22 protein-coding genes and 1 tRNA gene are annotated in these 21,893 nt (G+C 40.8%); 11 read left to right on the forward strand and 12 right to left on the reverse strand.

Annotation, left to right across the window (positions count from 1 at the left end; all coding sequences use genetic code 11):
* Nucleotides 1-10 precede the first annotated feature (10 nt).
* Entirely contained in the window at nucleotides 11-715 is a 705-nt protein-coding gene (locus AC13CC_RS16290) for a DUF4197 domain-containing protein (protein ID WP_482877022.1), read from the forward strand.
* Between the two features lie 184 nt (nucleotides 716-899).
* Here AC13CC_RS16290 and AC13CC_RS16295 read toward each other — a convergent pair whose 3' ends face one another.
* Complete coding sequence (locus AC13CC_RS16295) at nucleotides 900-1,421, reverse strand: hypothetical protein (protein WP_482877024.1); 522 nt, start codon at nucleotides 1,419-1,421, stop codon at nucleotides 900-902.
* 204 nt (nucleotides 1,422-1,625) lie between these two features.
* Here AC13CC_RS16295 and AC13CC_RS16300 point away from each other — a divergent pair, with 204 nt between their 5' ends.
* On the forward strand, nucleotides 1,626-1,817 hold the full coding sequence (locus AC13CC_RS16300; protein WP_163625908.1) for a hypothetical protein: 192 nt from the start codon (nucleotides 1,626-1,628) through the stop codon (nucleotides 1,815-1,817).
* Between the two features lie 8 nt (nucleotides 1,818-1,825).
* Here AC13CC_RS16300 and pyrF read toward each other — a convergent pair whose 3' ends face one another.
* The 9 genes from pyrF to AC13CC_RS16345 all read right to left on the reverse strand — a co-directional run bounded on the left by pyrF (nucleotide 1,826) and on the right by AC13CC_RS16345 (nucleotide 10,865).
* Entirely contained in the window at nucleotides 1,826-2,647 is an 822-nt protein-coding gene (pyrF, locus tag AC13CC_RS16305) for an orotidine-5'-phosphate decarboxylase (RefSeq protein WP_482877026.1), read from the reverse strand.
* A gap of 42 nt (nucleotides 2,648-2,689) precedes the next feature.
* Nucleotides 2,690-3,766: a peptide chain release factor 1 gene (gene prfA / locus AC13CC_RS16310; protein WP_163625910.1), complete on the reverse strand. Its 1,077-nt coding sequence runs from the start codon at nucleotides 3,764-3,766 to the stop codon at nucleotides 2,690-2,692.
* Nucleotides 3,767-3,928: 162 nt separating this feature from the next.
* Nucleotides 3,929-5,224, reverse strand: a complete 1,296-nt coding sequence (locus AC13CC_RS16315) for a DUF3570 domain-containing protein (protein ID WP_326277959.1) — start codon at nucleotides 5,222-5,224, stop codon at nucleotides 3,929-3,931.
* Nucleotides 5,225-5,258: 34 nt separating this feature from the next.
* A complete protein-coding gene (locus AC13CC_RS16320) occupies nucleotides 5,259-5,468 on the reverse strand; it encodes a DUF4266 domain-containing protein (RefSeq protein WP_482877028.1) in 210 nt (69 codons plus the stop codon).
* A 14-nt stretch (nucleotides 5,469-5,482) separates the two neighbouring features.
* Nucleotides 5,483-6,478 (reverse strand): FAD:protein FMN transferase, encoded by a 996-nt coding sequence (locus AC13CC_RS16325; protein WP_326277962.1) that lies wholly within the window; start codon nucleotides 6,476-6,478, stop codon nucleotides 5,483-5,485.
* Nucleotides 6,475-6,912: a thioredoxin family protein gene (locus tag AC13CC_RS16330; RefSeq protein WP_482877030.1), complete on the reverse strand. Its 438-nt coding sequence runs from the start codon at nucleotides 6,910-6,912 to the stop codon at nucleotides 6,475-6,477. Before AC13CC_RS16330 ends, AC13CC_RS16325 begins: the two co-directional genes overlap by 4 nt.
* 20 nt (nucleotides 6,913-6,932) lie before the next feature.
* Complete coding sequence (locus AC13CC_RS16335; protein WP_326277966.1) at nucleotides 6,933-7,373, reverse strand: QcrA and Rieske domain-containing protein; 441 nt, start codon at nucleotides 7,371-7,373, stop codon at nucleotides 6,933-6,935.
* Nucleotides 7,374-7,421: 48 nt separating this feature from the next.
* On the reverse strand, nucleotides 7,422-8,600 hold the full coding sequence (locus tag AC13CC_RS16340; RefSeq protein WP_482877032.1) for an AIR synthase related protein: 1,179 nt from the start codon (nucleotides 8,598-8,600) through the stop codon (nucleotides 7,422-7,424).
* 78 nt (nucleotides 8,601-8,678) lie between these two features.
* Complete coding sequence (locus AC13CC_RS16345; RefSeq protein ID WP_482877034.1) at nucleotides 8,679-10,865, reverse strand: glutamine synthetase III family protein; 2,187 nt, start codon at nucleotides 10,863-10,865, stop codon at nucleotides 8,679-8,681.
* 211 nt (nucleotides 10,866-11,076) lie between these two features.
* Here AC13CC_RS16345 and AC13CC_RS16350 point away from each other — a divergent pair, with 211 nt between their 5' ends.
* Nucleotides 11,077-12,087, forward strand: coding sequence for a glutamine synthetase beta-grasp domain-containing protein (locus AC13CC_RS16350; RefSeq protein WP_482877036.1), 1,011 nt, complete (start codon nucleotides 11,077-11,079; stop codon nucleotides 12,085-12,087).
* A gap of 61 nt (nucleotides 12,088-12,148) precedes the next feature.
* Here the strand turns inward: AC13CC_RS16350 and AC13CC_RS16355 are convergent, their stop codons facing one another.
* Nucleotides 12,149-13,087: a calcium/sodium antiporter gene (locus AC13CC_RS16355; protein ID WP_326277974.1), complete on the reverse strand. Its 939-nt coding sequence runs from the start codon at nucleotides 13,085-13,087 to the stop codon at nucleotides 12,149-12,151.
* Nucleotides 13,088-13,238: 151 nt separating this feature from the next.
* Here AC13CC_RS16355 and AC13CC_RS16360 point away from each other — a divergent pair, with 151 nt between their 5' ends.
* The 3 genes from AC13CC_RS16360 (at nucleotide 13,239) to AC13CC_RS16370 (ending at nucleotide 16,010) form a co-directional block, all read left to right on the forward strand.
* Entirely contained in the window at nucleotides 13,239-13,598 is a 360-nt protein-coding gene (locus AC13CC_RS16360; RefSeq protein WP_293168455.1) for a BlaI/MecI/CopY family transcriptional regulator, read from the forward strand.
* Nucleotides 13,598-15,340: a M56 family metallopeptidase gene (locus AC13CC_RS16365; RefSeq protein ID WP_482877039.1), complete on the forward strand. Its 1,743-nt coding sequence runs from the start codon at nucleotides 13,598-13,600 to the stop codon at nucleotides 15,338-15,340. The genes AC13CC_RS16360 and AC13CC_RS16365 overlap by 1 nt, the downstream gene beginning before the upstream one ends.
* Before the next feature lie 520 nt (nucleotides 15,341-15,860).
* Nucleotides 15,861-16,010, forward strand: a complete 150-nt coding sequence (locus AC13CC_RS16370) for an SsrA-binding protein (protein WP_326277979.1) — start codon at nucleotides 15,861-15,863, stop codon at nucleotides 16,008-16,010.
* Here AC13CC_RS16370 and AC13CC_RS16375 read toward each other — a convergent pair.
* Nucleotides 16,001-16,513, reverse strand: coding sequence for an adenine phosphoribosyltransferase (locus tag AC13CC_RS16375; protein WP_326277981.1), 513 nt, complete (start codon nucleotides 16,511-16,513; stop codon nucleotides 16,001-16,003). The two genes, AC13CC_RS16370 and AC13CC_RS16375, sit on opposite strands and share 10 nt — an antisense overlap.
* 64 nt (nucleotides 16,514-16,577) lie before the next feature.
* On the opposite strand from AC13CC_RS16375, the gene AC13CC_RS16380 reads away from it, so the two are divergent.
* From AC13CC_RS16380 to AC13CC_RS16400, 5 genes are all read left to right on the forward strand, one after another.
* Nucleotides 16,578-16,651: transfer RNA gene (locus tag AC13CC_RS16380), tRNA-Arg, on the forward strand.
* A gap of 728 nt (nucleotides 16,652-17,379) precedes the next feature.
* Entirely contained in the window at nucleotides 17,380-17,709 is a 330-nt protein-coding gene (locus AC13CC_RS16385; RefSeq protein ID WP_482877041.1) for a helix-turn-helix transcriptional regulator, read from the forward strand.
* Nucleotides 17,703-18,995: a type II toxin-antitoxin system HipA family toxin gene (locus AC13CC_RS16390; RefSeq protein WP_482877042.1), complete on the forward strand. Its 1,293-nt coding sequence runs from the start codon at nucleotides 17,703-17,705 to the stop codon at nucleotides 18,993-18,995. The genes AC13CC_RS16385 and AC13CC_RS16390 overlap by 7 nt, the downstream gene beginning before the upstream one ends.
* A 939-nt stretch (nucleotides 18,996-19,934) precedes the next feature.
* Nucleotides 19,935-21,056: a formylglycine-generating enzyme family protein gene (locus AC13CC_RS16395; protein ID WP_482877044.1), complete on the forward strand. Its 1,122-nt coding sequence runs from the start codon at nucleotides 19,935-19,937 to the stop codon at nucleotides 21,054-21,056.
* Nucleotides 21,057-21,068: 12 nt separating this feature from the next.
* Nucleotides 21,069-21,881 carry a helix-turn-helix domain-containing protein gene (locus tag AC13CC_RS16400; protein ID WP_482877046.1) on the forward strand — a complete coding sequence of 271 codons (813 nt, stop codon included), beginning with the start codon at nucleotides 21,069-21,071 and terminating at the stop codon, nucleotides 21,879-21,881.
* Nucleotides 21,882-21,893 lie beyond the last annotated feature (12 nt).

Below are 21,893 nucleotides of genomic sequence, written 5' to 3' on the forward strand. Positions count from 1 at the left end.
AAATTTAACCATGAAAAGACTATTGTTATGCGTATTGGTATTTCAACTTGTAGGCTGTGCTGAATTGCAGCAAGTTGTAAATCAATTGCCCCAAGGAACAGCAGGTATCGGAAACGACCAAATAGCCCAGGGATTGCGAGAAGCCCTCAATATGGGCATTGAAAAGCAAGTAAACAAACTTACCAGTGAAAATGGATTCTATAAGAATGAACTGGTAAAAATATTGCTGCCCGAAGAGCTTCAAAAAGTGGATAAGACCTTGCGTGATGTTGGTTTGTCCAATTTGGCCGATGAAGGACTTAGGATCATCAACAGGGCTGCCGAGGATGCCGTGGGCGAAGCCACTCCAATATTTGTGGATGCTGTAAAGGGCATCACTTTCAATGATGCCAAACAAATTCTTTTGGGGAACGACAATGCGGCGACCCAATATTTACAACAGGCCACTCGTACCCAGCTCTACAATAAATTCAACCCAATCATCAAAAACTCGTTCCAAAAAGTAGGGGCCGACCAAATCTGGAGCAACATTATCACCAAGTACAATAGTTTGCCGCTTACCAACGATGTAAACCCGGATTTAACAGATTATACCACCAACGAAGCTTTGGAAGGTGTATATACGATGATCGCCGTGGAAGAGAAAGAAATTAGGACAAAAGTTTCGTCCAGGACAACAGATTTGTTAAAAAAGGTCTTTGCGCTTCAAGATTAATCATAATTTTTTGTCAAAAACGCAATAACTCCAAAAAGAAGTCGTTATAAACTCAATAATCAAGAATAATTATAACAAATTCCTAAAGTTAAATTAACCTTGACCTGAAGGTTAAACTTGAATTTTGTAAAAGTTATCTGAGTTAGCATTTTTTTGAGTTAGTTAGTTTAAAAACCGGTGTTCTTCACCGGTTTTTTGTTTTCTTGACTTTTTGGTACAATCCATCAAAAGCAACTGAAACAGTACCATCATTTCCCACAACCTGCCATAATTGCCTCACGGTTCCATCATCGTTTTTGGTCCATGTGATTCGATTTATAAAGGTTTTACCATCCTTTTCAAACTCCTCCGAAACCAAAATCATCTGGTTATCCACCTTATTGCCCCTCAATTTTAGAACATCCCCAACATTGTCCACCCACAATTGCTCCCACTGATTGATTTCTGCATTGTAAAAATTAAGACTGGTTCCCGTATATCCTGCTTTGGCACTGGTCCAATTTTCTCGAATCACACAACCATCTTCTTCCTTACTGATTACACTGGACCCGGCTGGGCTTCCATCCTGTGAATTGACCACATTCCATTCTCCTATCCAAAAATCAAAAGCCCTGTGATTTTCCGTACAGCAATTGCAACTGTCATCATTTTGGGCATATAGAACAAACTGAAGTAAAATGGTCAGGGTCAAGACAGATTTCCTCATGATGAGCATAATTTTTTATCAAAAAAGGACTCCTTTTAAAGGTACGTTAATTTTATCCGACCTAAATGTAATCTATCAAGCCAGTTAGGAACCCATACGTTAAATTTTAGATAATTTACCTGATTTATAGATGTATACCACCCTTGGGCATAATCCACAAGCCCGTTTTGAACGTATCTTTGTTATTAACAAATCTTGAGAGCTATGAATAATCAGTATTGTAAAGTTGGATCGGTCACGCCCATCACAGGTTTAAGCCAAGCAGCCTCGGTTTTGGAGGTAATGCACCAAAATTTTATGGAAAAGGCCGCTAGTGTTGCCGGTAAGGATAATCAATTGGGTGAATTCTTTAAAAGTAAAGCACAGAGCATTAAAAAAGTATTGGAAAGCCTGTAAACCGAACCTTATTTCTGTTTAGACAGTTCAATTTCCATTTGCTGCTGGATTTCCTGTGCCTTATTCGTAGCTACTTCGGCAAAATCCAAATCGGTGGAGGCATACAAAATGCCCCGGGAGGAATTTACCAGCAAACCTACATCCTTGGTAATTCCATACTTGCAAACTTCCTGCAAACTTCCTCCTTGCGCTCCCACTCCAGGTACCAACAAAAAACTTTCTGGAACAATTTTTCGAATATCTTCCAAATAAGTAGCCTTCGTCGCACCAACAACATACATTAACCGTTTCGAACCTTTGTAGGTTTTGGAGACGGACAATACTTCTTTATACAGTTCCTGACCATTTACATTTTTAGTCTGAAAATCAAAAGCACCTTGATTGGACGTCAATGCCAATAAAATGGTGTGCCTATCCTCAAATTCCAAAAAGGGTTCCACTGAATCTTTACCCATGTAGGGTGCAATGGTAATGGAATCAAAATCCATGGTCTCAAAAAATGCCTTGGCGTACCGTGTTGAAGTATTCCCGATATCCCCTCGCTTGGCATCGGCAATGGTGAACATTTCCGGATGCTTTGTATTCAGATACTCCATAGTACGCTCCAAGGATTTCCAACCCTTTAGACCATACGCTTCATAAAAAGCGATATTGGGCTTATAAGCCACACAATAGGAATGTGTCGCATCAATGATGGCCTTGTTGAAAGCAAAAATGGGGTCTTCTTCTTTTAGAAGGTGTTTTGGGATCTTATCCAAATCAGTGTCGAGACCAACACAGAGAAACGATTTTTTTTGATGTATCTGGGCAATTAAATCTTCAATCTTCATTTTGATGGATTCTCGACCGTACTTGAACTTGGTTTTAACAGCTTAAAATATCTCCGAGGCTTCTTTGAGTTTTTCCGTGTTTTCCACCAACATCAACTCATCGATGATTTTTTGGATATCCCCGTTGATGATGTTCTGTAAATCATAAAGGGTCAATCCAATTCTGTGATCGGTCACCCTACCCTGCGGATAATTGTAGGTGCGAATTTTTGCCGAACGGTCGCCACTACTCACTTGCGAATTACGTTTGGCAGCATCCTCTGCCTGTTTTTTGGCCAATTCCATATCGTACAAACGGGCACGAAGCACCTTGAATGCTTTATCCTTGTTCTTGTGTTGGGACTTTTCGTCCTGACATTGCGCAACGATACCCGTAGGCTCGTGCGTTAAACGCACCGCAGAATAAGTGGTGTTCACCGACTGTCCACCAGGTCCAGAGGAACAGAAGTAATCTATCCGCACATCTTTTGGATCTATTTGAACATCGAACTCTTCCGCCTCGGGAATCACCATAACGGTAGCCGCACTGGTGTGCACCCTACCTTGGGTTTCGGTCTGTGGTACGCGTTGCACACGGTGCACTCCTGCCTCAAACTTAAGTGTTCCGTACACATCCTCGCCATTGACCTCGAAATGGATTTCCTTGTATCCGCCGCTGGTTCCTTCACTCAAATCGATTACGTTGGTCTTCCATCCTTTGGATTCGCAATATTTGGTGTACATACGGAACAGGTCACCGGCAAAAATACTGGCCTCGTCCCCTCCGGTTCCAGCCCTGATTTCCATAACCACGTTCTTTTCATCTTCAGGGTCTTTGGGAATCAAAAGGTATTTAATTTCTTCTTCCAATTTGGGCAAGGCACTCTTGGCCTCATCCAATTGCATTTTGGCCATTTCCAACATTTCTGTATCACTACCGTCGGCAATAATCTCTTCTGCTTCCTGGATATTGTTGGTAAGGGCTATGTATTCGTCGCGTTTGTCGCTGAGCAACTTCAAGTCTTTGTACTCTTTGTTCAGCTTTACGTACCTTTTTTGGTCCGCAATAATATCGGGTTGTATGATCAGGTCCGAAACCTCATCAAAACGCTGTTTTACAATGTTGAGTTTGTCTAGCATAAATCAATCCTCCTAATGGGAATGCGAATTTACGATTTTTTCGTTGGATTATTTTTTAAAATCAACTACCTCGGAGCAAGCCAACGAGGTGTTCAAACGAAAAAAATTAATTCATTCCGACCTAGAACACCGGAAAATCAAACCCTCGATGAGGAATTGAGGTCAGTTTCCAACAAAAGTAGTACCAAGCGTAACAATAAAGGCATTGAGGCCATCACTACGATCATATTGGCTAAATCGCAGGTTGATGGTTTTCAACCCAAAATTGAACACTCGGGCTCTGGTAAAAACATCCTTGTACTGTACCCCAATCCCATACTGATGGGCATCGTATTTGGACAGATCATAGTCCGAAGTATAAAACGCGGAGGTGGATAATGCCTGCTCCTTGGGATAAAAATAGTCGGCTGCGGTTTGTGTGTAGTATCGGTAACTTGGGTATAAGGTGAATTTATCCGTCAACTTAAAAGGCGCTTCCAAACTTGTGGTATGGGAACGAATCCCCCAATCGTCCCAATAAAAACGGTAGTAGGAACGCAGTATGACCAAATCGTTCAAATAATAATTCAACCTACCGCCCACAGGTATTTTGAACCGGTTATCGGGCAACTGCTCCACATTATCCGCCAATTGAAAATCATCAATATAAAAATCTTCAAAATCCGAGAAGTACACGCGTTGGAATGGCGTGCTCAACAATCCGTTCTGAGAGACCACATCCACAAAAAGGGCACCTTGCAATTTTTGGCCCAAAATCTGGGAGAAATTCAAGGATAGTGAGTAAGAATTCCGCTTTTCATACTCAAACTCGGAAAAAATGGGATTGTAAGCACCATTTCCGGTGATACGGTCATCAAAGAAACCATCACGCAGCTCAATAGGGTACTGTGCATTCCATTTATCCAAATACACATTACCGCTTAGTGTGACCTCTGTGTTCTTCTCGTTGAACAACTTGGTGTAACTGCCTCCAAATCCAATGGAAAAATAATCGTACTCCGACGAAAAATAGGCATTGGCACTCCAGATGGAATTACGATCATCGGAACTGTGCCGATATGTTGGTTTGACATAGGCCAATACATCCTTTCGAGATTCTCCCGAAGAAGCATCAAAAGGAGTAGCATTGGCTCCGCCATCCAAAGGATTTACATTACTGGAAGATGCCGAGGTATAGGCGGACAACCCCACATCCACCGTTAAAATATCATCCTCGTTCATCGGCATTCGCAAGACAATGCTAGAAGTAGCATCCGTTAATTCCTCGGTACCTTCGCCACCTGTAACAGCCGCATTTTCCCCATCTTGTCTGTAATAACTAAAAAGCATGTCAACCTCACTTGCCTCCAACACCCTTCGCTTGTACGAGGTATCTCCCTGTTGCGACCATCCCAAGGATACCATCAAAAATAATAAGACTACGAAAACGGTTTTCGCTGATTTGGATGATCGGGCCATGAGGTTTTTTAAATTAATCATTTGAAGTTCCCATTCAATTACATCCGCATCCACCACCTGTCTTGCCTCCGTTGGCACCAGAGGAGGCCTCCCTATAAACATGGAAATTGGTTTCAAAACGTTCCCAAGCTCGCGCACTCAACTGCATCTCTTCGTCGTTCACATACACTTTATCGTACTCGCGGACGGCGACACAGGAACTTGAGAAAATCAATAGTAATAGCAAAAAAAGAGGTTTTACCATATTTTAAGTATGTTCTAGTTCGTATCGAACATTATACCCGAGCTTTTATGGATTTTGCTTTCGGAGTCGACCACAACGGCTTCTACTCCATCGATCTGGTTGATCATGTGCAGACCAACGTCCCTGCCCATTATAAAAACTGCGGTGGCAAGGGCATCGCACAATTCAGCTTGTTTGGCAAAAATCGATACACTATTAACACCTGTGGTAGGATATCCTGTTCGCGGGTCAATAATGTGTGAATATTTTTTTCCGTCCAGCTCAATATACTTCTCGTAATTGCCCGAAGTAGCCACTGAAGATTCTATTATAGGCAACCAACTGAACACTTTATCCTTGCTCAATGGATTTGCAATACCTACCAACCATTTTTCACCGGTCACTTTGGTGCCCCAAGTGGTAAGGTCGCCCGAAGCATTGATGATTCCTCCTTTCACATCTTTGGATACCAAGAGTTCTTTGGCCCTATCTGCAGCATACCCCTTTCCGATAGCACCAAATCCAATGCACATTCCTTTTTCGGGCAAAAAAACGGTTTGGTTATCTTGATCCAACTGTATTTTTTGATATCCGACCTTTGCAATGGATTTTTCAATTTCTTCTTTTGAAGGAATTTTATCCATGGTTCCATCAAACCGCCAAACCTCGTCCATGGAGGCATAGGTAATATCAAAAGCTCCATCTGTTATTTCCGATATTTTGATGGACCGTTCGATTAGATCAATCAATTCCTGACTCACCTTCACAGGTTTGATTCCAGCATTTTTGTTGATTAAAGAGGTTTCGGAATCCTTGTCCCATGATGAGATGATTTTTTCTATACGCTCAATTTCCGAAACAGCTTCGTCTATATTAATGTAGCCAATATCCTCGTTCGGTGCCACCACGGTAATCTCGAACCGGGTACCCATTAGTTTTAGGGTCTTTTTTACAGTGACATCTGTTTGCCTCGACTGCCCAAAGGACAGCAGGCAAGAAAAACTGCAGATAAGGGCTATAAAGCTTTTCATTTTAGAAATTTGTTAAGTGTTCTGATATATTTTTCGGGACTGGTTCGGGCCACAAAACCTGTAGTGCCCAAAACGTTTTGGTTCTTGTCCATTACCACAACCAGTGGAAAATAACCCTTTGGGTTATATTTTTCGGCCAAGGACTTATTTACATTTAATTTTTCTTCAGGTAGTTGATTTTTCTTTTTGCGGGGAAAATCCGCATCATACATCACATAATGCTCAGAGGCATAGGCTTTGAACTCCCCGCTATCAAAAACATGTTTTTTTAAACGGATACATGGCGCACACCAATCCGAACCGGAAAAGACCAAAACAATGGGTTTGTTCTCAACAGCTGCTTTGGCAAGGGCATCATTAAAATTATCTTGCCATTCTTGGGCCTGAAGTATGCCTGCACATGCAAAAATCAGTATGTAGATTAGATGTTTCATAAGATTTGGGACTCAAAAAACTATTCATAAATCCGTAAAATGGAACCGTTGAGTTCCGTATTGTAAACCTTGAGTGCTCTTGCGGGGGAACTGTCAACTTGGTTAAGGGGTGTTCCATCCTGATCAAAACGAGATCCATGCACATCGCAATAAAAAATACCGCCACTTTGATCTACAAATCTCACTTGATCATATGATTGATGACTGCAAACCTGACTTGCCGCCACATATTCGCCTTCTAAATTTTTAGCTATAACCACTAAGTTTTTTAATATAAAACCTCCATTGGAAGCCAAAGCTTGAGCTTCTTGCGAGCTAAGGTCTACGGTAAAGTCGACACCTGTGGGCTCTTCCACTATATCCCCGTTCACATCATCCTTGGAACACCCTTGTAAACAGGGGAATGTAAGTGCAAAGGCTGCGCCTGCGCCCAAACTCCGCAGAAACTCTTTTCTTTCCATAGCGTGGGAGGTTTATTACAAGAACGCTATTTCAAGCTAAATCGTATGTTAATAATCAAAGTTGCCGTACGGGCTTTGGATAGTCAACTTTTTACTGCTAGCGGATGCTACACGACCAATAATTTGGGCATCCACATCAAAACTTTTGGAAATGGAGATGATTTCTTCCGCAACCTGCTCATTCACATAGAGTTCCATACGATGTCCACAGTTAAAAACCTGGTACATCTCTTTCCAATCGGTACCTGATTGTTCTTGAATCAGTTTGAACAGGGGCGGAATCGCAAACATATTGTCCTTGATAATATGAAGATTATCCACAAAATGAAGAATCTTGGTCTGTGCCCCTCCGCTACAATGCACCATGCCATGTATTTCTTTGGAAGTATATTTTTCCAGTACTTTTTTAATGATGGGTGCGTAGGTTCTTGTTGGGGACAGCACCAATTTCCCTGCATCTAATGGAGAATCGGGTACCGCATCTGTGAGGTTTGTGTTTCCGGAATACACCAATTCTTCCGGAACCGATGCATCAAAGCTTTCCGGATATTTTTCAGCCAGATATTTGGAGAATACATCGTGCCGGGCAGATGTTAATCCGTTACTGCCCATTCCTCCGTTGTATTCGGTCTCATAAGTCGCCTTTCCAAAGGAAGCTAGGCCAACGATCACATCTCCAGCTTTAATATTGGCGTTATCTATCACGTTTTTTCGTTCCATTCGGGCCGTTACCGTGGAATCAACGATAATGGTTCTTACCAAATCGCCCACATCTGCGGTTTCACCTCCCGTGGAACGGATGGTAATGCCATGCTTTTCCAAATCGGAAATAAGCGCTTCGGTACCATTGATGATGGCCGAAATCACTTCACCGGGAATCAAGTTTTTGTTCCGCCCAATGGTCGATGACAACAGTATGTTATCTGTGGCACCCACACAGATCAGGTCATCCACATTCATAATAAGTGCATCTTGGGCAATGCCTTTCCAGACCGAAACATCGCCTGTTTCTTTCCAGTACATGTATGCCAAGGAGGATTTGGTACCTGCACCATCGGCGTGCATCACCAAACAATGGTCCTCGCTACCTGTTAAATAATCGGGTACAATTTTGCAGAACGCTTTGGGGAAAAGTCCTTTATCAATATTCTTGATTGCGTTGTGCACATCTTCTTTGGAGGCCGAAACACCTCTTTGGGCATATCTTTTACTGGTATCCGATGACATATAAATGGTTTGGGCAAAAATAACGGAAAGCCATCAAATTATTGATATGCTTTCCGTCTTTTCCTTTTGAGTGTTATGCTATTTGGAAAACAACATTTCCCTGTATTTGGTAAATGGCCAAAATTCATCTGCAATCAATTTCTCCAAGGTATCCGAGTGTTCCCGGATTTTATCAAAATAAGGCCTTACATTATTACAGTAGGCCTGGGCTTTTTTATCAACCACCGACATGCCATTGGCTCTTCTGCGAGCATCTGCCATTTCATCGGTAAGTTTTTTGATCTCCACGATATGTTCGCCGATCTGTTCCAAAATATTCAGCTGGCCTTCGGCCACTTTCTTGTGCGCCGCTCCATAGACCTCTTTTAACCCATGAATGTTCTCCAGCAGCATGTTTTGGTACTTGATTGCAGCGGGAATGATGTGGTTGTACACCATTTCGCCCAATACACGGCCTTCTATCTGAATATGGAAAATATAAGCGCCCAATTCCACCTCTTTGTGGGCCTTGAGCTCCACTTCGTTCATCACGCCCATTTGCTTAAAGAGCTCGTAGCTTTCCTTTGATGTGATGACTTGGAGTGCCTCGGGTGTGTTTTTATTGAAGCTCAACTTTCGCCTTCTTGCTTCTTCTTGCCATTCAATACCATACCCATCCCCTTCAAAACGGATGCGCTTGGAGGTTTTTATGTATTCTCGAAGCACATTGAACACTGCTTCGTCCTTTTTCAGGCTTTTCTTGTCAATCAGCGTATCCACTTCTTTTTTAAAGTCGGTAAGCTGTTTGGCAACGATGGTGTTGAGCGTGGTCATGGGCTTGGCACAGTTCATCTTGGAACCTACCCCCCTCATCTCAAACTTGTTTCCGGTGAACGCAAATGGCGATGTACGGTTCCTGTCCGTATTGTCCAATAATATCTCCGGAATCTTACCTACCACATTGAGCTTGAGCTCTGTTTTTTCCTGAGGGGACAATTTTCCTTTGGAAACCCCTTCGAGTTCGTCCAGCACATCGCTTAATTGTTGTCCTATAAAGATGGAAATAATAGGCGGCGGTGCTTCATTGGCACCCAACCTGTGGTCATTACTTGCCGAAGCTATAGAGGCTCTCAACAATTCCTCGTAGGTATCCACCGCTTTGATGGTGTTCACGAAAAAAGTGAGGAACTGAAGGTTTTTCATGGGTGTTGTACCTGGGCTCAATAGGTTCACCCCTGTATCGGTACCCAAGGACCAATTGTTGTGCTTGCCCGACCCGTTGATGCCTGCAAATGGCTTTTCGTGGAACAATACGGAAAAGTTGTACTTGTCGGCTATCTCCTCCATCACGTCCATCAACAATAAATTATGGTCCACGGAGAGATTGGCTTCTTCAAAAACCGGGGCAAGTTCGAACTGGTTTGGCGCCACCTCATTATGACGTGTTTTTACAGGGATTCCAAGTTTGGTACATTCCTTTTCCAGTTCACTCATAAAACCTAGGACCCTTGCCGGTATCACACCAAAATAGTGGTCATCCAGTTGTTGTCCCTTGGCCGAAAAATTACCTACTAGGGTTCGCCCTGTCACGGAAAGGTCCAAACGGGAATTCACCAATGACTTATCAATCAAAAAATATTCTTGCTCCCACCCTAGCGTGGCATGCACCTTTCTTACATTCTTATCAAAATACTGCGCTACACCTGTGGCAGCCTGATCTATGGCTTGCAACGCCCTCAACAATGGCGCTTTATTGTCCAGAGCTTCCCCGGTATAAGCTACAAATATGGTAGGAATACATAGGGTTGTTTTGTAAATAAATGCTGGAGAGGTCGGGTCCCAAGCCGTATAGCCGCGTGCCTCAAAAGTGTTTCTGATTCCCCCGCTCGGAAAACTGGAAGCATCGGGTTCTTGCTGCACCAATTGTGCGCCCCCAAACTTCTCCATGGCCCTTCCGTCGGGAAGGATATCAAAAAATGCATCGTGCTTTTCTGCGGTGGCCCCTGTTAATGGCTGGAACCAATGCGTATAATGTGTGGCCCCCATGGACAGTGCCCAAGCTTTCATACCCTCGGCCACTTGGTCGGCAATCTTTCTGTCGATCTTATTTCCTTGATAAATGGCTGATTTTACTTTATCAAAGGCTTCTGCTGTCAAAAATTGCAGCATTTTTTCTTCGTTAAAAACATGCTTACCGAACAGGTCGGATCTTTTCCCTGTCTCATTAATAGTGGCATATTCCCTGTTGCGGCTTTCTACCAAGGCTTGGAATCGTGTTTTAGGCATTTTCAATAATATTTAATTTTCAAATCTACAATTAACAATTTAATAAAATATACTGCAAAAATTACTTTTTTTTCATTCTACCCTAAATAAAACAGGGGTAATATAAATAATAGGTTCAAATTTGTGATTTTACCCCCATAAAACATTGATAATAAAATGAAAAACCTATTTTTGTGAATCATAAAATTGAGAACGATTAACTACCAGAATTATGAGCAAATCTAAATTAGAGTATCTATGGTTGGATGGTTATGAACCAACGGCCAACATTAGAAGCAAAACTAGAATAGAAGAGGATTTTAGTGGCAAATTGGAAGACTGCCCCATGTGGTCCTTCGATGGTTCATCCACCAAACAAGCCGAAGGCGGTTCCTCTGACTGCCTGTTGAAGCCTGTTGCCATTTACCCTGACCCAGCAAGAAGAAACGGTTATTTGGTAATGACTGAGGTGTTGAATCCTGACGGAACCCCGCACGAGAGCAACTCCAGATCCACTATTGACGATGAGGATGATGATTTCTGGTTTGGATTTGAGCAGGAATACTTTATTATGGATACTGCAACCCAACTACCTTTAGGATTCCCTGTTGGTGGTTATCCTGGTCCACAAGGGCTATACTACTGCTCCGTTGGTGGAAGAAATACTTGGGGAAGAGACCTTGTTGAGGAGCATGCCGACCTTTGCTTGGATGCTGGACTTACCTTTGAAGGTATTAACCAAGAGGTTGCTGCCGGACAGTGGGAATTCCAATTGTTCGCAAAAGGTGCCAAGAAAGCCGGTGATGAAATTTGGGTAGCGCGTTATATGCTACAAAGATTGACAGAAAGCTACGGATACTACATTGAATACCACCCAAAACCTATTAAAGGTGACTGGAACGGTTCCGGTATGCACGCCAACTTCTCCAATACTTTGTTGAGAACCTGTGGTTCCAAAGAAACTTACGAAAAAGTATGTGAAGCGTTCCGTCCGGTAACCAAGGAGCACATTTCCGTTTATGGTGAGTTCAACGATGAAAGATTGACCGGTAAGCACGAAACTGCTTCCATCTCTGATTTCAGCTACGGAGTTTCCGATAGGGGTGCTTCCATCAGAATTCCAATTATGACCGTAGAGAAAGGTTGGAAAGGATGGTTGGAAGATAGAAGACCTGCTTCTAACGCAGACCCATACAAGGTGGCGGCCGTAATCGTGAAAACGGTTAAATCCGCAGCAGTATAAGTACGTATATAAATTAGTTGTTGATTATAGGTGAAAACCGTCCCGTTTTGTGGGGCGGTTTTTATTTTATGGTAAAATAGATAAAGGTGGCATAAAACGCCAAGAGTATCAATCCATCCCTCCACCCCAAGCGTAGGCCTTTTGGGAAGAACACCAAAGGAAGGATAAGGAAAGAAATCCCCAACATCCAAAAAATATCGCTGGACAACAATCCTTCGTCCATAACGGTTATCGGAGTAATTATCGAGGTAATTCCCAAAACGGCCAACAAATTGAAAATATTGGAACCTATCAAGTTCCCCAAAGATATAGCCTTTTCTTTCTTTAGTACTGCTATTACCGATGCTGCCAGTTCAGGGATACTTGTTCCTACGGAAACAATGGTTATACCAATTACACGATCACTTACCCCAAAAGAGGATGCAAGACCCACGGCCCCATCTATAAGTAATTCGGAACCTCCCCAAAGCGCCGTTCCGCCGATTCCCAAGAAAAGTGCGACCTTATATAATGGTAGGGGTACGTCATCTTCGGGCATTTCGTCCTCAACCGCTGTTTTTTGAAATCTAAGCAGGTACACCAAGAACACAAATAAAAGGGACACAAGAACAATCCCTTCATATTGCTGGAGCTCTCCATCAAAATAGATAAAACCACATAACAAAAGCGAAGCGACCATCATTACAGGCCAATCGGTGGTATAAAAACTCTTCCGCACATTTATGCTCCCCATAATTATGGTGATTGCCAAAACCAATCCCAGATTAGCAATATTGGAACCTACCACATTTCCCAAAGAAAGGTCCGGGAAACCATCCAAAGCAGCTTTTACACTAACAATAAGCTCTGGAGCTGAGGTAGCGAACGAGACCACCGTCATGCCTATGATAATTTTGGGGATGTACAATCTCAAGGATAAGGCAACCGCCGATTTTAATAACCAATTTCCCCCGGCTATTAAGAGGACCAATCCCAAAACAATAAAGAGTAGATTTCCCAAAAAAATAAAATTTTGCGCAAAGATACGGGAAGAATAGCTGGTCAGAGAAGGTTCTTTCAAAAAGAAAAACTACAAAAATAGTTAATAAACTATAAAAACAGTTGTTTAACTAAAATATTAGTATTACGTTTGGGCATACAACAAATACATCATGCAAAAATTGACCAACAAGGAAGAGGAGATCATGAAAATCCTCTGGGAACTGAAAAAAGCTTTTGTAAAGGAAATACTTGAGGAGATACAGGGCGAAAAGCCCCATTACAATACCTTATCCACCATTGTTAGAAATCTTCAGGAAAAAGGGTTCGTAGATCATGAGGCCTTTGGCAACACCCATAGATATTTCCCAATAGTAAGCAAAGAGGACTACCGGAAAAAGTATGTGAACTCAGCCATTGCAGATTATTACAATGACTCTTTTAAAAGTTTGGTTTCCCACTTTGCCCAAGAGGAAAAAATATCCATTGCAGAACTCAAAGAGATCATTGACCTAATAGAAAAGAAAAAATAATGGAACCTATATTCATGTACTTTTTACAATCCGCCCTTATCTCCGGTGGTTTTTTGGCGGTTTACCATATTTTTTTAAAGCGCGACACCCTTTTTACGGAAAACCGCATGTTTTTGTTATCGGGATTGATACTCGCTTTTGTACTCCCCTTCATCAAGATCAAAAAAACGGTGGTGGTTTCCAAACCCATACTTATTCAGGCCGATGAGTTGGGAGCTCAAGCTACCTCATCCCTTGCCGAAAGTAGTTTGTTCACTGCGGAAAACATACTCCTTATCCTATACAGTGCAGTAAGTGCTATTTTGTTGGTAAAGTTTATGATTAGATTGATTTCGTTAAAAAAATTGGCCGAAAATGCCCATAAAAGAAAGGAAAGTCCTTTTTTACACTTGGAAACGGAAAAACGAATATCCCCTTTCTCTTTCTTCAACTACATTTTTTATAATCCAACACTTTTTGAGCCCAACGAACTGCATTCGGTTTTGGAACACGAAAAGGTACATGCCCGTCAATACCATACGTTGGACATCTTATTCCTTGAGGTTTTAAAGATTGTTTTCTGGTTCAACCCTGTATTGTGGCTCTACAAAAGTGCTGTGAGGCAAAACCTGGAATACTTGGCAGACCATTTTGCCATAGCACATGCGAAAGACAAAAAATCATACCAATACCTGATGCTAAAACAGGCGGTAGACACACAAGAATACGTTTTAGCCAATTCATTTTACAATTCATTAATCAAAAAACGAATAGTCATGTTAAATCAAAATCAATCCAAAAAAATCAATGTCCTAAAAACCCTGCTCGTAGCTCCGTTGTTGGGGTTGCTTCTAGTGAGTTTCAGTATTGAGGAAACCTATCTGTATAAGGATTCCGACAATACTGGGAGCTCAATGACCGAAAAAAAATCAAAAGACAACAAAAAAATCGAATTCACCGTAGATAAAAATACATCAGATGCCAAACTCGATAATATCAAAAAAGATTTAGCCAAAGATGACATTGATTTCAGTTACACCGCCGTTAGAAATAATGCAAAAGAGATAATTGGGATTTCTCTGCAATTGAGCGGTAAAAATGATGAGGGCAAAAAAGTGAACGGAAATTACAGCACTAATTCCGATGGCGCCATCGGCCCTATAACGGTTATTTATGATGATGAAAACAATGTGGTCTCCTTTTGGAATTCCGGCAAAAAGAAAAATGTTAGTATCCATAAAATAAAAGGAACGAGTTCTTGGACCACTAATGATGAAACCGAAATCACCATTAAACAGGTAGATAATGAAAAAGTTGTAATTGTAGACGGTAAAAGGCTTAGTGACAAAGAAGCTGAAAAACTACATATTGAAGATGATCAGGACATAAAACATATTAGCATTAAAAAAATTGAAAAGAAAGGCGAAGAAAACAATGTGATGGTCTTTAGTACTGATAAAGACAACGATATTGAAGTAAAAAGAAACAGCAATGTAACGATCATTAAAGATTCGGATAACGATGGGGACATTGAAGTAATCAGTAACCATGACAATGCCAGTTTCTTTTTTATAGACAATGATGGCAAAGGCGAGCCACTTTATTATATAGACGGTAAAAAAGCAAAGGCAAAGGATATCAAAAAGATATTGCCTAGCGATATAAAAAGCATGACCGTCCTAAAAGGTGATAAAGCTATTGACAAATATGGCAAAAAAGCTAAAAATGGGGTTGTTGAAATAACCACCAAGAAAGGTAAATGATTATAACATAATCATTTTTTGAATAGTCCTAGGAGCCGTCTTAAAAGACGGTTCCTTTTTTTGTGTCGCCAAACGAAAACCCAAAAATGGGCACATTTTTGAACAAAACCTCCCTTGTTTTTCAAAAAACAACTCAAAACGCCTCTATATATCTAACATTTTATTAGTTAAAACATATAAATACATTTCAATTCAATATTTTACATAAGGAACTAGCTTACATTTGTAGAAGCATTACGTTTTTAGAGATACAATCTCGTATGCAATTACATTGATTTTAGTCTAATTGTTTGGAAGCATGACTTTTATCATTATATATTCGAAGAAACAATAAAAAAGTCATAGTTTTTTAAACCTAAAATCAATCAAATGATAGCAATCGTAAAATTTTTCATTGCACTTCTTGTTCAACTCTTAACAATAATATTTATGTAGTACGTAAGATTTTATCCACATAAATACTCATAAAGCCACCTTGTAAACAGCTTTACCTATATTTACACAAAACCAACGCAATTATATGTTTTACAAGATTTTGGCAAAAATCAACAAAGCTGTACTTCCCTCCTACTCTAAAAAGGGCCTGGACCTTTCCAAGGCATCTAAATTACAAATGGCCATTATAGGTTGGAGATACTATGTTACCAAAAAAGCATTGGATCAAAATTGAAGAAGCACCTCTTTTTGGTAACCTTTTACTTTTTCAGCTCCATTTAAAAAGGTGAGTTCAATCAAAAAGTTGCATTGTACCACTTCTCCCCCTAATTTTTCAACTAGTTTACAAACGGCCTGAGCCGTACCTCCAGTAGCCAAAACATCATCGTGCACCAATACCCTCTCCCCTTTTTCTATGGCATCCGAATGGATTTCCAACGTTCCAGTGCCATATTCCAGATCGTAAGACTGGGAAATCGTCTTATATGGTAGTTTTCCAGACTTACGGACAGTTACAAAGCCTGCACCCAGTTTTTCGGCCAACATGGGCGCAAAAATAAACCCACGGCTGTCCACACCAATAACTTTGTCTATTTTCGTGTTGCCCACCAAAGCCAACAGGGCATCCGCGGCCTTTTGGAAAGCGCTTGGGTCTTTTAGCAGCGGGGTTATGTCCTTAAAAACAACACCGGGCGTAGGGAAGTCCTCAATATCGCGAATGTAGTGTGTGAAATCCATTATTTTTGTATGCTAGGGTTTTGTGGTAAAGTTAAAAAGAAATATATTTGCAGCCCTTAAATAAGGCCGCGTGGCGCAACTGAATAGCGCATCTGATTACGGCTCAGAAGGTTGCAGGTTTGAATCCTGCCGCGGTCACAATTTTAAACACTTTTTTAAGCCTAAGTAATTGATGCTTAGGCTTTTATTTTGAATGCTACTAGGGTCGCACTCAAGTAGAAGCTGATTTACAATCTATTGATAATCAGTAAATTATATTTTAAGAAAACTGGTTTTGTCCCACTAACTACCCACTAGCACGAATCGTTTCTTCCTAAGATTAATCTTTTCTGACAGGTTTTTCTATCTTTAAAGCACCCTCTATTGGAATTCATTTTTTCCAACACAACTAAATTGTTTGAAGTTTTCATTGATGAAAATAAAGCATACTAATGTTAATATCCCTAAAGAAAAACCTTTTAGAATTGCAAGCTAAACAGAGCGCCTATTGCTGAAATTATGCGTCAGGTAAACTATACTCATAAACACAAAAGCTCGAAGCTTATGTTCTTTTGATATCTTAAATAAGGGAATTAAAAAAATGATTGAATCCAATCCAATTTTATTTACTATTATTTGTGTTTTAAACCTACAGTTGTTGACCTTAAAAGTTATAATGCGAACTTCGAACAACTTAGATCAAAACTGGAATTTTTCAAACACACAAAAAGGCATTGAGAAAAACACAACATGACAAGGATAGGCTATGGCTTAGCACCAATGAAGAAGAATAAAAACAATAAGTCAGAAGAAGTAGATTTTAAAATCTAATATATTATACTTTATTCGTATTTTTATTATATTAAATATAATTTATTATACCTATAATGATAACTTCTAAGTCATCAAACGAGTCTATTTTAAAAGAGCTTACGAAAAGGGTTCGCCAGCGACGCTTGAACCTAAACATGACTCAAGAGCAATTGGCCAATACAACCGGCTTGCATACCCAAACCATAAAAAACTTTGAATCTGGCAACAATACTTCATTATTGACCTTGATACAAATCCTAAGGGCATTTGGGGACTTAGCAGCCTTGGACAAATTCTTGCCCGATCCCGGCATTAGTCCAATTCAACTCCTCAAATTAAAGGGAAAAGAGCGTGAACGTGCTTCGGGCACCGATTTTGATAAAGGAAAAGACTCGGAATGGTAGATGTTATTGGTGTCACTTTATGGGGTGAAAATGTAGGTGCATTGAGTTGGGACAATGAACGCAATCTAGGATTCTTTGAATACCAACCCAGTTTTATCAACAAGGGTCTGGACGTATCGCCCATAAACATGCCCATTGCCGGATCGAAAGATAAAATTTACAGTTTTCCAACTTTGGATGAGCAGACCTACAAAGGACTTCCTGGAATGATTTCCGATGTATTGCCGGATGATTTTGGAAACCATCTGATCAATCGATGGTTAAAATTGAACGGTATTGTAAAATCCGCCTTTTCGCCTTTGGATCGTCTCACATATATCGGCTCCCGTGGAATGGGGGCATTGGAATTCGAACCTGCTAAAAAATTGGGGTATGATCAATCTACTGAATTGAACATTTCAAGTTTAGTAGAATTGTCCGGAAAGATTCAGCAGAAAAGAGAAGACATTACATTGAACCTCCAAGAAACCGAGGCAATGAATGAATTGATCAAAGTGGGGACCTCAGCAGGAGGACAGCGAGCCAAGGCGATCGTAGCCTATAATAAAGACTCCAAAGAGGTGCGCTCCGGTCAAACTAAAGTACCTGAAGGCTTTGAGCATTTCATTCTCAAATTTGATGGGGTGACCAACAAGGAACTTGGAGATCCACAAGGGTATGGAAAAATAGAATATGCCTATTACCTGATGGCCATTGATTGTGGCATTGAAATGATGCCTTCGCAGCTTTTGAAAGAAAATGGGCGAGCACACTTTATGACAAAGCGATTTGACAGAACAGGGCAAGGGGAAAAATTGCATATGCAAACCCTTTGCGCCCTTGCCCATTTCGATTATCGAAAACCAGGTGTTCACGGATATGAGGATGCGTTGGACATAATGAGGAAACTTAAACTCCCCAAAGAACAAGCGGTTCAACTCTTTAGAAGAATGGTCTTCAATGTCATGGCCCGCAACCAAGATGATCACACGAAGAACATTTCATTCATAATGGATAAATCCGGTAAATGGAGACTGACGCCCGCATATGATGTCACCTATGCGTACAATCCAGCGGGCCAATGGACCAATGGGCACCAGATGACAATTGCCGGTAAACGTGACAACTTCACTAGAAAAGATCTTCAATCCATCGCCGATGAGATAAATTATACAAACGCAAATGATGATATTGAAGCTATACAAGTCACATTGAATCAATGGGAACATTACTCTGATAGAGCAGGTATTCCCAAAAAGCAATCCCAAAAGCTAAAAAAAGCGTTTAGACTAAATTTTAAGGTATGATATTATATATGTAAAATAGATTAATTACTTTAAAGTATATTATTTTATACTTTAAAAATAATATTTTATTCATCTTCTAGTATTACTTTCAAATAAATATAGGCAATGATATACTTATGTAACCCAAATGGAACGGCCCAACAGAACATAAAGCTCCTACTGGCCTCATTTTTTGCTATCCAGCCTGACCCTAAATGAAACCAGTAAATCCGTCAAGGGATTTTGGATTAAAACCCTTATCAGGTGATGCCAAACTAACCTTATTGGACCTTTTGGAAAATTGTTGGAGAAGAAACAGGAGAATATCCTAATCTTTATGCCTCCATTTACAATTATCCCCTACCAAAAACAGGAGTCACTGTTGATGTTCCCAAAGGTAAAATCGAACGCATAAATGGGGTGGATAAAGGCACAGGTATTATCCCCGATATTCTAATCAAAGACCACTTGCTGGATGAAAAAGATGAGATCTTAGAGGGGTTATTGAAAAGCATGGAAGATTAAATCATAAATTGGCAATTACCAATGGATGCAATCAATCCAGCCACACCCTAATCTACAAGTTAACATCAAGAAGTGCTACTTGATTGAAAAGAAGTTAGAATAAAAATTCCTATCCTAAATGACTGTTGCCATGATATTATTTTATTTAAAGGGCTAGAAGCTTCTCTTAGGTATGCTCCAAATGAATGTAGCCTAACCCATTTTGGGCAGTTTCCACTGATGGAACAATTCACCTGAAAAAGGAGCAAACCATACAGGTAAATGCACTTCATATTGGATATAGACCCACTGAAACAGTCTTCAAATTCAAATAAATGTTTAGTCTTTTTTACAATCAATAAAGCTGGTTTAAAAAAACTCTTAGGCTTTTGTGTATCCTGATCACCACATATTATTTTTTTGTATAATTCAATTTCAGACTATTTTAGGAATCCAATGAAACATCAACTAAACAAAATGACACCTCAGCACACCTTTTCTTTTTACTTTTTATTATTTGCCCTGCTTACAAGCTGTAAATCCAAAACGGACCAATCAAAAGAAAGTGTTGGCACTTCCAAAACAACAGAGCATGTAAAGCCAAGAAAAGCTCCCAGTAAAGCTCCCGAAGGTATGGTTTGGATACCTGGAGGGACATTTTACCAAGGTGCTGTAGAATCGGATAAGATGGCCATGGCACACGAGAAGCCAAGGCACCCAGTTGCGATAGATGGTTTTTTTATGGACATTCATGAGGTAACCAATGCCCAGTTTGCCAAATTTGTTGAGGAAACTGGCTATGTTACCATGGCCGAACGTGAGATTGATTGGGAAGAAATGAAAAAGCAGTTGCCCGAAGGCACCCAAAAACCCCATGATTCCATTCTACAACCGGGTTCTTTGGTTTTTAAAAAAACAAAATCCAGTGTCCCCAACCTGTATGATTACTCCCAATGGTGGGAATGGAAAATCGGTGCCAGTTGGAAGCATCCCAATGGCCCCGACAGCAATATCGATGGCAAAGAAAACCATCCCGTGGTTCATATAGCCTACGAGGATGCACAGGCCTATTGTAAATGGGCAGGGCGTAGATTGCCCACGGAAGCTGAATGGGAGTTTGCGGCCCGTGCCGGAAAAACGGACAGCAAGTTTTTTTGGGGCAACGACATCGATCAGCTCAGTTCCCATGCCAATTCTTGGGAAGGCGAATTTCCTGTGGAAAATACGATGGAAGACGGTTTTGAACGCAGAGCGCCGATCATGAGCTATCCCAAAAACGATTTTGGCCTTTACGATATGGCCGGCAACGTTTGGGAATGGACCAGCGATCGGTACAACACGAACTACTATCAAAAGCTGGCTTCGAGCGGGGAGGTCGCACAGAACCCAACAGGGGCAACAACTGCCTTCAACTCAAATAACCCTTATGCCAAGGAACGCGTCATCAAAGGTGGATCGTTCCTCTGTAGTGCTTCTTACTGTGCAAGCTATAGAATTTCGGCGCGCATGGCCACTAGTCCGGATTCGGGTATGGAACATTTGGGCTTTAGAACCGTTCGCTCAGCGAATATGCCCTAATTTTAGTGACCTATGGGTACAGCAATTAAAGTGAACAACAAGATTTCACATGCACTGGATATAAAAATCGAGCCCTTTGATGTGAACAAACGCTATACCAGACCACACCGGCACAATAAGTATCTGGAACTGGTTTATTTTTGCAAGGGATCAGGTTTTCACCATATGGATCAAGATTCGTATGAAATCAAACCTCCCATTGCCTTTATCATCAAAAAAGGTGAAGTGCACCATTGGCAGATCGATACCGTACCCGAAGGGTATGTCATTATAATTAAAGATGGTTTTTTGGACAAAACATTGGACAAACACATCAATGATCAATTCAGACAACTTGAAAATCACCGAGCATTTGAAGTACCCATTGATGCAATGCTCAATTCCCTCTTTAAATTGGCCTCCGAACTGGTTAAGGACCAAGCAAAAGGTTCCCAAATTACCGTGGAAGGAATTCTTAAGGCCCTGCTGTCCAAAATATTGCACTACGCACCCAACAAATCCCATCTGGAACAGAATTTGGCATTTAATTTTAAACAGCTACTTCAAGAAAGCCCAAAAAATGATGTCTCACATTACGCTGATTTATTGCATACCACCTCCCAGAACCTGAACACGCATTGTAAAAAGGAGTTCGGCAAGACGACTTCACAGGTAATTGCACAACATATTGTACAAGAAGCAAAACGCCAACTCACCTATACCAACCTTTCTATAAGCGAGATAGCTTATGCCTCAAATTTTAAGGACAGCTCCCATTTTATAAAATATTTTAAGCGGTTTGAAGGTGTGACCCCGCTACAGTTCAAGAAAGGCAAGGTTTTATAGATACCATTCTTT

This window comes from Flagellimonas sp. L-11, assembly GCF_056857735.1.

What these genes read in the sequence shown, in the direction of transcription:
- AC13CC_RS16345 (WP_482877034.1), bottom strand. Translation starts at nt 10,865, where the DNA reads ATGCCTAAAACACGATTCCAAGCCTTGGTAGAAAGCCGCAACAGGGAA.
- AC13CC_RS16330 (WP_482877030.1), bottom strand. Translation starts at nt 6,912, where the DNA reads ATGAAACATCTAATCTACATACTGATTTTTGCATGTGCAGGCATACTT.
- AC13CC_RS16320 (WP_482877028.1), bottom strand. Translation starts at nt 5,468, where the DNA reads ATGGTAAAACCTCTTTTTTTGCTATTACTATTGATTTTCTCAAGTTCC.
- AC13CC_RS16325 (WP_326277962.1), bottom strand. Translation starts at nt 6,478, where the DNA reads ATGAAAAGCTTTATAGCCCTTATCTGCAGTTTTTCTTGCCTGCTGTCC.
- AC13CC_RS16370 (WP_326277979.1), top strand. Translation starts at nt 15,861, where the DNA reads ATGTTTTACAAGATTTTGGCAAAAATCAACAAAGCTGTACTTCCCTCC.
- prfA (WP_163625910.1), bottom strand. Translation starts at nt 3,766, where the DNA reads ATGCTAGACAAACTCAACATTGTAAAACAGCGTTTTGATGAGGTTTCG.
- AC13CC_RS16335 (WP_326277966.1), bottom strand. Translation starts at nt 7,373, where the DNA reads ATGGAAAGAAAAGAGTTTCTGCGGAGTTTGGGCGCAGGCGCAGCCTTT.
- AC13CC_RS16395 (WP_482877044.1), top strand. Translation starts at nt 19,935, where the DNA reads ATGAAACATCAACTAAACAAAATGACACCTCAGCACACCTTTTCTTTT.
- AC13CC_RS16340 (WP_482877032.1), bottom strand. Translation starts at nt 8,600, where the DNA reads ATGTCATCGGATACCAGTAAAAGATATGCCCAAAGAGGTGTTTCGGCC.
- AC13CC_RS16375 (WP_326277981.1), bottom strand. Translation starts at nt 16,513, where the DNA reads ATGGATTTCACACACTACATTCGCGATATTGAGGACTTCCCTACGCCC.
- AC13CC_RS16400 (WP_482877046.1), top strand. Translation starts at nt 21,069, where the DNA reads ATGGGTACAGCAATTAAAGTGAACAACAAGATTTCACATGCACTGGAT.
- AC13CC_RS16360 (WP_293168455.1), top strand. Translation starts at nt 13,239, where the DNA reads ATGCAAAAATTGACCAACAAGGAAGAGGAGATCATGAAAATCCTCTGG.
- AC13CC_RS16390 (WP_482877042.1), top strand. Translation starts at nt 17,703, where the DNA reads ATGGTAGATGTTATTGGTGTCACTTTATGGGGTGAAAATGTAGGTGCA.
- AC13CC_RS16315 (WP_326277959.1), bottom strand. Translation starts at nt 5,224, where the DNA reads ATGGCCCGATCATCCAAATCAGCGAAAACCGTTTTCGTAGTCTTATTA.
- AC13CC_RS16290 (WP_482877022.1), top strand. Translation starts at nt 11, where the DNA reads ATGAAAAGACTATTGTTATGCGTATTGGTATTTCAACTTGTAGGCTGT.
- AC13CC_RS16300 (WP_163625908.1), top strand. Translation starts at nt 1,626, where the DNA reads ATGAATAATCAGTATTGTAAAGTTGGATCGGTCACGCCCATCACAGGT.
- AC13CC_RS16385 (WP_482877041.1), top strand. Translation starts at nt 17,380, where the DNA reads ATGATAACTTCTAAGTCATCAAACGAGTCTATTTTAAAAGAGCTTACG.
- pyrF (WP_482877026.1), bottom strand. Translation starts at nt 2,647, where the DNA reads ATGAAGATTGAAGATTTAATTGCCCAGATACATCAAAAAAAATCGTTT.
- AC13CC_RS16365 (WP_482877039.1), top strand. Translation starts at nt 13,598, where the DNA reads ATGGAACCTATATTCATGTACTTTTTACAATCCGCCCTTATCTCCGGT.
- AC13CC_RS16295 (WP_482877024.1), bottom strand. Translation starts at nt 1,421, where the DNA reads ATGAGGAAATCTGTCTTGACCCTGACCATTTTACTTCAGTTTGTTCTA.
- AC13CC_RS16350 (WP_482877036.1), top strand. Translation starts at nt 11,077, where the DNA reads ATGAGCAAATCTAAATTAGAGTATCTATGGTTGGATGGTTATGAACCA.